Raw genomic sequence first — 10,951 nt, 5'->3', positions numbered from 1 at the left:
ATATCTGCATACTTGCCTATATTATTGACAGAGTTTGTACAGAATATACATTTTCATAAATTTTTGTGCCTTGAGCACAGCGAAAGGAATGATAGTTAAATTGAGAGCAAAAAATGCATTATTTTCAGTTTTATTTTGGATGTGTATGTCTATACTTTTTAACATTATAGTATACATAATTTTAGGTGAAGAAAGTGCCCTTCAATTTTTAGGAGGGTATATGATAGAGTTTAGTTTAAGTGCGGACAACCTTTTTTTGTTTTTAATGGTTTTTGAGGCTTTTAAAATTCCTTCAATGTATCAAAGAAGAGTATTAGATTATGGAATTATAGGAGCTATTATTCTTCGACTTGTTTTTATTATATTAGGTATTTCTGTAATAAATAAGTTTCATTGGATACTATATTTGTTTGGTGCAGTATTATTAGTAAGCGGAGTAGAAATGATGTTTGGAGGAGAAAGCAACATAGATTTAAAAAACAGTAAGGTAATAAAGATTATTGAAAAACTGCTGCCTGTTACAGAGAAACTTTATGGAGAGAAATTTTTTGTTAGAATTAAAAATAAAATTTATGCTACACCGTTATTTGCAATTATTTTGATTATTGAAACCTCCGATATATTATTTGCTATAGACTCAATACCAGCTATTTTTTCTATAACAACAAATCCTTTTATTGTATACACTTCAAATATTTTTGCTGTACTTGGTCTTAGAAGTATGTATTTTGTGCTGCAAAAACTGCATAGTCTTTTTTGCTATGTAAAATATGGAGTAGCTTTAATACTTTCTTTTACAGGAGTTAAACTATTAATATTATTTTTTGATATACAAATACCTTTAGTAATATCACTTTTGATTATATTTTTAATATTAATAGGGAGTATTGCAATATCAGTACTTTTTCCACAGAAAAAATATAGTGGAATATGAAATTGATAATAAAATACAGCTCTAAAGATTAAAGGACAGCTAAAAGAGGCTGTCCTTCTTAGTTATTGATAGAAATAACTGAATCTATAAAGGTGTATACTCTATCCCTATATTCATCCTGATTATTTAAGTACGCTTCATTATTATCAGAAGCTGGTGCTATATAAATTTGCTTTGTTCCTGATTTTGCTTTATATAAATCTTCACTCATTGTTTTAGGTACATAAGTATCATTTGCACCATGAATAAACATAATAGGAGTTTTAATATTACCAACAATATTTATAGGAGAAACTTCTGTTAAATAAAATCCATTTTTTAGTTTATTTATTTTGTCTATATAGAAGATTAAAGGCTTAATCAGGAGGTTAGATTTTAAATTATAATCTTGTTTTATTCGTATGGTAAAAAATTCGTTTAAGTCTGAAAAAGCACTGTCTGCTATATAAAAACTTACCTTTTTTTTATTCTCATTTATTTTTGAATGGAGCAGTGCTGCAGCTGCCCCTGTGGATTCACCGTGGACACCAATAATTCCGCCTTTATTTTTTCTGTAAACCCAATCTACCCACTTATCCAAGTCATCTTTTTCATAAAAACCATAGGTAACATTATCACCACCGCTATAACCATGGTGTCTTCCATCGTAAACTAAAACATTAAAACCTTTGTCCAAATACATATCTGTATACTTCATTGAGGACCATCGGCTTCCTCCTAAGCGGTGCAAAAGTATAATTGTATTATTGGTAGCTTTAGGATTTTTAATATAGGTTCCATAAAGTTTATAGTTGTTTTTAGAGGCTACAGATACTTCTTCCCTTTGAATATCGCTGAATCTTCTTTCATTGAAGGTAGATTTATAAGTTTCATACTGATCTAAATCTGTTTTTGTATTTATTTCGAAAATTTTTTTATAGTAATTATTTCCGATATAAAGACTTATCACGTTAGTAATTATAAAAACTACAAAAATTACATCGAATGCAATTCTAGGCCATTTTTTTTTCTTATTTCTTCTAACATCTTTTAATGATGTAAATTGAACTTGCATTATTGGCTACCCACCCTTGTCCAAAATTAATCAATTAACATTTTATCATTATTAAAAATTTTGTTGAATAGTTTTATGATTTTTTGTATAAAAATATTTATGGAAACTTTGGAAATATGTTATATGGAGAAAAGGTATATAATATGGAGTGAATTGAAACTATAAAACTATAATAATACAACAATAGAAAAATACAATAAATAGCATATAATAATTATTATTATTTTAATATATTTTTAAGAATTTTGCACTATTTTTTTAAGAAATTTATATTAATATATGTATATATTGTTTTAAATAAAGAAAAAGTTTATAATTGGAATATGATGCAAAAATTATAATACATAATAACAGTATATAGAGATGATATATAAAAAATAAATAAAATAAATTTGGGGGAAGATTATGGAAAAAGTTGTTTCTAGTAAGGAAAAAGAGAGTATAAAAAAAATCAAAGAAAATTTACTGGCTGCTAGTGCCATGTTATTTATTGTACCTTTAAATATTTTTTATGTATTGCTTAATAATTCCAAAAGAGGAGTATACAGTTTAGTAACTAAATTAGATAAAGCTATACCATTTATGAAAGTATTTATAATTCCGTATATTGTCTGGTATGTTTTTATTTTCTTAGTTATGGCTTATTTGTGCATTAAGGATAAGAAAACTTATTTTGTAACTGTTGTAAGCTATAATTTAGGTCTAATTGCCTGTTATATAACTTTCTTCTTTTTTCAAACCACTGTTCCAAGACCAGAGCTTGTTGGCAGTGATATATTAACAAAACTTATGTCAATCATATACAGTGCAGATCAGCCTTATAACTGTTTTCCAAGTATACATGTTTTAACAAGTTATTTAATGATAAAAGCAGTTATGGCAAGCAATATTAAAAGTAAATCTATTATTTCAGCAGTATGGTTCTGTTCAATAATAATAATAATTTCTACTCTTTTTGTTAAGCAGCATGTAATTTTAGACGTTGTTTCAGGCATAGTTTATGCAGATTTAATATTTAGAGTTTCAGAGGCTTATAGTGGTAGAGTTTACTTCTGGATTAAAAAACAAATTATTTTATTTATGATGAAAAAGAAACTGGAAGTTTAATGTTAAATTATAGTAAAACTATTAACTCTCAAATTTAGAGGGTTAATTTTTTTAAATTAAAAATCTTCATAAATTTATGTTATTATGATATCATTAATTTTATATTAAGGAATTACATAGGAGGTAAATTATGAATCCGGAGGCTTTTAATCTATTTGGTATTCCTATAAGATGGTATGGAATATTAATTTCATGTGGTATGATACTTGGAATTCTGTTAGCTTCATACACCTGTAAAGTAAAAAATATAAGTTATGACATGATGATGGATATTATACTTATTGCTTTGCCCTCTGCTATTGTGGGAGCAAGATTGTATTATGTTTTATTTAATCTAGATTACTATGGAAAGTATCCTGCAGAAATCATAAATATAAGACAGGGGGGACTTGCAATACACGGCGGTGTTTTATTTGCACTGTTAGCTGGTTTTTTGTATGCAAGAAAGAAAAAAATAAAATTTTTAAGCTATGCGGATGCTGCAGCACCGTCCATAATTTTAGCTCAAGCTGTTGGAAGATGGGGTAACTTCTTTAATCAAGAAGCTCATGGCGGAGAAGTTTCCTATGAATTTATAAAAAGATTCCCTGAATTTATTCAAAAGGGTATGAATATTAATGGTATATACTATCATCCAACATTTTTATATGAATCTTTGTGGAATCTTCTGGTATCTTTTATACTTATTATGCTTATTAAAAGAGTAAAGAAAGATGGAACAATATTTTTCACTTATGTTGGTTTATACTCTATAGGAAGATTTTTTATTGAAGGACTTAGAACAGATAGTTTAATGTTAGGACCTATAAGAGTTGCACAGCTAGTTAGTATAACTGGTGTTGTTATTAGCTTATTGTACATATACTTTGCATATTTTAGGAAGAAAAATATATTGTAATTCCAAAAATAAAATAGTATTATATTAAGATGAATAGGTTAAATGCCTATTCATTTTTTATGACATAAATAAAATTATTTATATACACAAATAATAAATTCTAGGAAGTGATGCCATGGAAATTTATTTAGATAATAGTGCTACTACAAAACCTTATGATGAGGTTATAGATATAGTTGCTGATACAATGAAAAATTACTATGCAAATCCATCCTCAGCTTATAGTCTGGGTATAAAAGCAGAAGGCAGGATGAATGAAAGCAGAGAAGTTTTAGCTAAAACATTAAATTGCAGCAAAGATGAAATTATATTTACTTCAGGAGGAAGTGAAAGCAATAATTTTCTTATTAGAGGCTTTGTTAAAGAGGGGTCTCATATAATTACAACAAAAATAGAACATCCAAGCGTAATAAATATATGTAAAGAACTTGAAAGTTTAGGAGCTATTGTTACATATTTAAATGTAGACAGCAGAGGGAAAATAGATATAAATGAATTAGAAAGTTCTATAAACAAGGATACTGTTATTGTAAGCATAATGCATGTAAATAACGAAATAGGAGTAGTTCAGGATATTGAAACTATAGGTAGGCTTTTGAAGGAAAAAAGCAGCCGTATCAAATTTCATGTAGATGCTGTGCAAAGCTATGGAAAATTTAAAATTGATGTTCAAAAAACAAAAATTGATCTTTTATCAGTAAGTAGTCATAAAATACATGGACCTAGGGGAGTAGGTTTAGCTTATGTAAGAAAAGGGCTTGTTCCAAAACCTTTAATTTTTGGAGGAGGGCAGGAAAAAAGCTTTCGTTCAGGTACAGAAAATTTAGCTGCTATAGCAGGCTTTGCAAAAGCAGCACAGATTATTTACGAAAATAGAGAGGAAAACTTTCAAAAAATAATAGAAGTTAAGAATTATTTTATAACTAAGCTTGCACAAATGCAGGGAGTTAAGATAAATAGCCCAATGGATGAAGATTTTTCACCTTATATATTAAGTATATCATTTAAAGGTGTTCGTGCTGAAGTTCTGCTTCATCTTTTGGAAGAGGGTGGAGTTTATGTATCTACAGGTTCTGCCTGCTCTTCTAAGGATACAAAGGATAGTCATGTGCTTAAAGCTATTGGGCTAAAAGATGATGAAATAAAAGGTACTATTCGTTTTAGTTTCAGTGAATACAGTACAAAAGAAGAAGTGGACTATACTGTAGATTTATTAAACAGGTCATTAAGATTTTTAAGGAGAGTTAGAATATGAGAAAGCTAGTTTTAGTAAAATACGCCCCGGAAATATTTCTTAAAGGATTAAATAGAAACAGATTTGAAAAAAAATTAAAAGATAATATTAAAAAAGTGCTGGAGGGCACAGATTATGAGTTTGTTATAGATCAAGGAAGATGGTTTATTTATTCAGAGAAATTAGAAGAAGTAGTTCACAAAGTAATAAAAGTTTTTGGTATATCAGAAGTATGTATTGTAACAGAAGTTGAAGCTTCTATGGAGGAAATAAAAAAACAGGCTTTAGAAGAAGTTAAAGGGCTTAAAGCTGCAACTTTTAAAGTTGAGACAAACAGAGCAAATAAAAATTTTAAAGGGACATCTATGGATATAAGCAGGGAAGTTGGTGCTTATATTTTAAAAAATGCACCAGAATTAACAGTACAAATAAGCAAGCCGCAGCATACAATAAATGTAGAAATAAGAGATAAAGCCTATGTTTACTCCAATAGAATTAAGGCTGTTGGAGGGCTTCCTTATGGAATGAATGGAAGTACTATGCTTATGCTTTCAGGAGGAATAGATTCTCCTGTAGCTGGTTACATGATGGCAAGGCGTGGTGTTGAGATAAGTTGTGTTTATTATCACAGTCATCCTTATACTAGTGAGAGGGCAAAGGAGAAAGTTAAGCAGCTAGCTGCTATACTTAGCAGTTATACAGGAAAAGTAACATTATATGTGGTACCTTTTACAGATATTCAAATGGCTATAATAGAGAAGTGCAGAGAAGATGAATTAACAATAATAATGAGAAGGTTTATGACTAGAATAGCCTGCAAGCTGGCACATAAGTTCAATATACAGTCAGTAACTACAGGAGAGAGCATAGGTCAGGTGGCGAGTCAAACTATGGAGGGACTTGTTGTAAGTACTGATGTAGCAGACAGACCTATGTTTAGACCTCTCATAGCAATGGATAAGCAGGATATAATGAACATATCAAGAGAAATAGGAACTTATGAAACTTCAATTCTTCCTTATGAAGATTGTTGCACTATATTTGTTCCAAAGCATCCTAAGACAAAGCCAGCTTTAGATAAGATGAGAAAAGCAGAAAGTGTACTTGATGTTGATAATTTGGTTGAAGAAGCTATTAAAAATATGGAAGTATATAATCTGTAATAAAAGCTCCATCTAAGCATTTAGGTGGAGTTTAATTTGTTTTAAGGCACATATTTTAAAAAGTAATTGTAAACTGAATAAAACCAATATTTTAGTAATAAATATAATAGATTAATATGATATAATATTTTGTATGCGGTTCATTATATTAAGAAAATCCAATTATAACACTAAATATATTCTATAAAAAGTAACTTAAAGGGGGTTCTGGTATGAACTTGGGATTTGGAAAGAAACTAATTATTTTAGTGGTTCTTATACTCATTGGAGTTGGAGCTTATGGAGGGTACAATTATTTTCAGCAGCAAAAGTCTAGAGCTGCTGTTGAAGAACAAAGTACATCTTCAAAGAAGCAGGAGGAACAAAAAAAATTAGAGCTGCAAAAGAAAGAGGAAGAAGAGAGAAAACTTGAGGAGCAAAGAAAACTTGAAGAACAAAGAAAACTTGAAGAACAAAAAAAGCTTGAAGAGGCAAAAAAAGCTGAGCAGCTTAAAAATTTAGAAGCTCAAATAAAAAAGTACTTGGATAAAAATGTATCCAAAGTTGGTCTAGCATATTATGATATTGAAAGCGGAAAAGGTTTTTCAATAAATGGAGACAAGTATTTTAATGCTGCCAGTACTGTTAAAGTACCTATGAACATGGTTCTTTTTGATATGGTAAAAGAGGGTAAAATTGATATTAGTAAATCTGTAAAATATAATGCAAACACTGATTATGAAGGCGGTACTGGAATTTTGCAGGGAATGGATAAGTCAAAGCCTATTCCTCTTCAGACTTTAAGTGATTACAGTATAATATATTCAGATAATATAGCAACAAGAATGATAATAAGAACTATAGGACGAAGTGAAATGAAAAAACGCTTTGGACAGAAAGTTGGACATACTGTTCCTACTCAAAATACTATAACTCCAAATGAACAATTAACTTTCCTTAAGCAGTTATACGAAAATAAAAATAATAATTCATATTATACAAGACTTATAGGTATAATGAAAGAAACTGTGTTTCATGATAGACTTGATAAATATGTACCTCAAAATATAGTAGCTCATAAAATAGGAAACTATGGAGCCTTTGTTAATGATGTAGGTATAGTATATGCTTCAAAACCATATATTATTGCAGTTTATACAGAAGGTCTGGCAAATGCAAATGAAACAATAGCTCAAATAAATAAGATGTTGTATGAAGTTCATAAATGATAATATAAAAAAGCATGGAAGACCATGCTTTTTTATACCGGTTTACTTTGCTGCTTTTTTAATCATTTCTTGATGCTGAGGATCAACTTGTCCATCTTTGTGGCGGGTACTGTTTAAAAAGTGTATATCGAAATGTCCATCCATACCATTACCTTTTATAACATCTAAATTTTCTCCTCTACCATAGCCTTCCGAACGGTTGTTTACTATAGCATAGGCAGGAGCAGAATCAACTCCAGCATGGGGCATAGCACTCATAGAAGCTGCCAGCCTTCTTTCACCTATGATTACTATAACAGGTCTCCTATTCCAGGAAAAACCTCCCCAAATACTTTTTATAATTTCAGTATCTGCCTTTGTTGCTGCTTCTGTATCTGAATGGTTTGTCCCCATAGTTCTAACAACTTTAAAAGTTTTTCCGGTGTAAACATCCTGAACTATTGCAGTTGCACCCTTTGGGAATACATATTGAGCCTGTTTCCACCAATCTAAGACTTCGATGTTTGTATTATCAGAAGATGACTTTGATTCAGATGAAGATGTGTTTGAACTTACTGTACTAGTTTTAGACAGACCACTGCCTCCTCTTGATGTAGATACAGATTTTTTAACATTTTCAGCATTTTGTGTCTCCACAACTGTAGATGATTTTTCAACAGAAGATTTTTCAGCTGAAGCAGTTGAAGGTATGTTTTGTGCCTGTTCTAATGTATTATTTGCTATTTGTTTCTCTGTATTTTCAATATATGTAGTTTGCTCTTGCGAATACAAAGCAGACTCAATGGTTTTACTCACAGCATTTTTTTTGTACCCGGAAATAGGCATGGCTATAGCAGCAACAATAAAATAGGAAGCCCATATAAGAGCTAGCTTTTTTTTCATATTTAAATCTCTCCTTAAGCCTACGAAGTTAGTTGACGGGTTCAGGAAGAGAGTATCCTTACCAAGAACTGGATTCACCCCATAAAAATATCCTCCGCTGCCTTATAGGCATTAGGCTAAATTTATTTTACAAATAAATATTATAAATTAAAATAATAGAAATTTATATAGGTAATTTATGTTAGATTACTGTTATTTTAAAACTTTAAAATTAATAATTATAAAATAAAAGTGTTATTTAAAGTTTTTTTGTTATTGGTTCAGCTATAGGATAAGCATAATAGAAATAATATTACATTTTATGGGGTTATTTTGATATAATATAAACAATGCATAAAAAAGAATATAGCATGTATATATGGACATATTATTTGTAAGAGGGTTAATTTAAAAGATGAAGGGGGATAATGTATGAAAAGAATTTTTAGAATGATTGTAAATATTATTATATATTTAATAATTTATATGATAATGCAATTTGTTGTAGGTTATAGTATTTTGATTTTTGTAATGTTAAAAGATTTATTGCTTGGAAAAGATATGAGCTTTATGAAAAATAAGGTCGAGCAGCTTCTTCTTGATAATACAAGTCCAATTATTATTATTGCTATAGCTTTAAGTATGATTGCTTATATAATAATATTCGCTTTAGAAAGAAAAAGTCTTTTTAAAGAATGTGGATTTAAAGCACTAAACGTGAAGCAGTTTTCAATGATTATATTATTAGGTGCAGGCCTTGATATGATAATAAACAGTGTATTATCTTTTATTCCTGTAGACAAATGGTTTCCTTCACATCAGGAAATTGTAAATTCAATAACAGCAGGCAGGAATTTCACTTTAACTTTAATTACTGTAGGAATAGCTGTACCCATATTTGAAGAGCTTTTGATGAGAGGTATGGTATTTAACGAACTTCGCAGAAATATGAATTTGAAGCTGGCTGTTATTTTACAAGCTCTTATATTTGGAGTGTATCATGGTAATATGCTCCAATTTATATATGCATCAATTCTAGGAATATTTTTAGGTATTGTGTATTTATGGACGGACACATTATGGGCTCCAATAACAATTCATATATTGTTTAACAGTTCAAATTTAATATTAAGCAAAATCACAGCAGAGATTAACATATTAGTATATATGTTGATTGGAGCAGCAATATTTGCAATAGGTATAAGATATTTATATTTATTAACTCATGATAAATAAAAATAAGAAACTTTATTAGGATGGACTTTAGTCTAAAATTTATTATACAGGAGATAATAGTTTTAGGCTGTTTTTTTATGGATAAAAACAGGGCTTTCATGGAAATATAAAAATAAATAGTAAAATTCCAGGAAAGCTTGGTGATTATATTGAATAAAAGATTTTTAAAATTAAGTTTAGCTGCAGTGGTATTAACTTATTCTGCAGTTGTTTTAAGTTTAAATTTACATAATATAAAAAGCGGTGTAATGAATTTAAAAGAAAAAGAGGTTAAGGCTAGTATACTGACTGAGAAAAAACAATTACCTGAACTAGTAGCAGAGGGGACGTTCTTTACTCCTTGTTTGAATTATGATGGTACTAAGCTTTTATATAGTTCTGGAGACGATATATATGAGATGGATCTTTTAAAAAAAGATATAAAGCAGCTTACAACTTTGGGAAATTGCTACAATCCTGTATATTTTGAAAAAGATAATAATCTTATAGCCTTTGCAAGAAATGATGGGATATATTTAATGAATATAAGTAAAAAAATTACTACAAAATTAGTATCATCGAACAACCCTCAAGTTTCCTTTGCAAAACCTAATTTTACTCCAGAAGGGGATGTAGTATATTTTAAAGTTACTGTTCAGCCAAGTGAGGATGGTCATAGTTTTACGGAAAAAGAACCATCCATATATAAAATATCAAAGGATGGTAAAAATGAGGAAAAAATTATAGAAGGTTATAATCCTCTTCTAATAAGATCAGGAAAAGCTTTAGTTTATGAATCTGGAGATAAAATATTTTTAATGGATTTAGAAAGTAAAAATAAAAAACTTATAGATTCTGGTAAATATGCATCTGTATCTAATTGTGGAAATTATTTAAGCTATGCTAAATTTGAAAGAGAAACGGAACCTTATAAAAAAATCAATGGTAATAAAAAGCTTTATATTGATAAGGAATATTCTAATATTGTTATTGCAAATATTGAAAATATAGAAGATAAGTATAACATTACAAAAGAGGAATATGATAATAGAGAGGAAGAAATAAAGAATTGGGCAAAAGATTTACAGGAAACTAATACAGAACAGCATTTTTTGGTAGTATCTAAAATTGCTTATTTTGATAGTTTTTGGTCAAAGGATGATAGTGAATTATACGTGTCCGTATATAATGGAGATAAAGCGGGATTTGAACTTGTTAAATTTAAAGTAGATAAGAAGTAAAATTAAAGCACACTGGTTAATTTTTCAGTGTGCTTT

Annotated in this window: 10 protein-coding genes and 1 riboswitch; of the genes, 8 read left to right on the top strand and 2 right to left on the bottom strand. The window is 29.2% G+C overall.

Annotated elements, in window-relative coordinates; translation table 11 throughout:
- Positions 1-100 precede the first annotated feature (100 nt).
- On the top strand, positions 101-934 hold the full coding sequence (locus tag M2651_RS12540; protein ID WP_252132695.1) for a TerC/Alx family metal homeostasis membrane protein: 834 nt from the start codon (positions 101-103) through the stop codon (positions 932-934).
- Between the two features lie 58 nt (positions 935-992).
- On the opposite strand, the gene M2651_RS12535 is transcribed toward M2651_RS12540, so the two are convergent.
- Positions 993-1,988, bottom strand: a complete 996-nt coding sequence (locus M2651_RS12535) for an alpha/beta hydrolase (protein WP_252132693.1) — start codon at positions 1,986-1,988, stop codon at positions 993-995.
- Between the two features lie 405 nt (positions 1,989-2,393).
- On the opposite strand from M2651_RS12535, the gene M2651_RS12530 reads away from it, so the two are divergent.
- From M2651_RS12530 to M2651_RS12510, 5 genes are all read left to right on the top strand, one after another.
- The gene (locus M2651_RS12530) at positions 2,394-3,095 is read left to right on the top strand and encodes a phosphatase PAP2 family protein (RefSeq protein ID WP_252132692.1); all 702 of its coding nucleotides are present in this window, start codon (positions 2,394-2,396) and stop codon (positions 3,093-3,095) included.
- A 130-nt stretch (positions 3,096-3,225) separates the two neighbouring features.
- Entirely contained in the window at positions 3,226-3,993 is a 768-nt protein-coding gene (gene lgt / locus M2651_RS12525; protein WP_252132691.1) for a prolipoprotein diacylglyceryl transferase, read from the top strand.
- Between the two features lie 115 nt (positions 3,994-4,108).
- Positions 4,109-5,248 (top strand): cysteine desulfurase family protein, encoded by a 1,140-nt coding sequence (locus M2651_RS12520; RefSeq protein ID WP_252132690.1) that lies wholly within the window; start codon positions 4,109-4,111, stop codon positions 5,246-5,248.
- Positions 5,245-6,390 (top strand): tRNA uracil 4-sulfurtransferase ThiI, encoded by a 1,146-nt coding sequence (gene thiI, locus M2651_RS12515; protein WP_252132689.1) that lies wholly within the window; start codon positions 5,245-5,247, stop codon positions 6,388-6,390. Before M2651_RS12520 ends, thiI begins: the two co-directional genes overlap by 4 nt.
- 212 nt (positions 6,391-6,602) lie before the next feature.
- Complete coding sequence (locus M2651_RS12510; RefSeq protein WP_252132688.1) at positions 6,603-7,598, top strand: serine hydrolase; 996 nt, start codon at positions 6,603-6,605, stop codon at positions 7,596-7,598.
- A 42-nt stretch (positions 7,599-7,640) separates the two neighbouring features.
- On the opposite strand, the gene M2651_RS12505 is transcribed toward M2651_RS12510, so the two are convergent.
- A complete protein-coding gene (locus M2651_RS12505) occupies positions 7,641-8,480 on the bottom strand; it encodes a hypothetical protein (protein WP_252132687.1) in 840 nt (279 codons plus the stop codon).
- Positions 8,481-8,483: 3 nt separating this feature from the next.
- A riboswitch (cyclic di-AMP (ydaO/yuaA leader) is annotated at positions 8,484-8,608 on the bottom strand.
- Between the two features lie 283 nt (positions 8,609-8,891).
- On the opposite strand from M2651_RS12505, the gene M2651_RS12500 reads away from it, so the two are divergent.
- The gene (locus tag M2651_RS12500) at positions 8,892-9,695 is read left to right on the top strand and encodes a CPBP family intramembrane glutamic endopeptidase (RefSeq protein WP_252132686.1); all 804 of its coding nucleotides are present in this window, start codon (positions 8,892-8,894) and stop codon (positions 9,693-9,695) included.
- A gap of 149 nt (positions 9,696-9,844) precedes the next feature.
- A complete protein-coding gene (locus M2651_RS12495; protein WP_252132685.1) occupies positions 9,845-10,915 on the top strand; it encodes a TolB family protein in 1,071 nt (356 codons plus the stop codon).
- Positions 10,916-10,951: the final 36 nt, after the last annotated feature.

The sequence above is a fragment of the Clostridium caldaquaticum genome, from assembly GCF_023806125.1.
GTDB classification, from domain to species: domain Bacteria; phylum Bacillota; class Clostridia; order Clostridiales; family Clostridiaceae; genus Clostridium_AT; species Clostridium_AT caldaquaticum.
The sequence above is the reverse complement of the archived record's forward strand: the minus strand, read 5'-3'. Positions and strand labels throughout refer to the sequence as shown.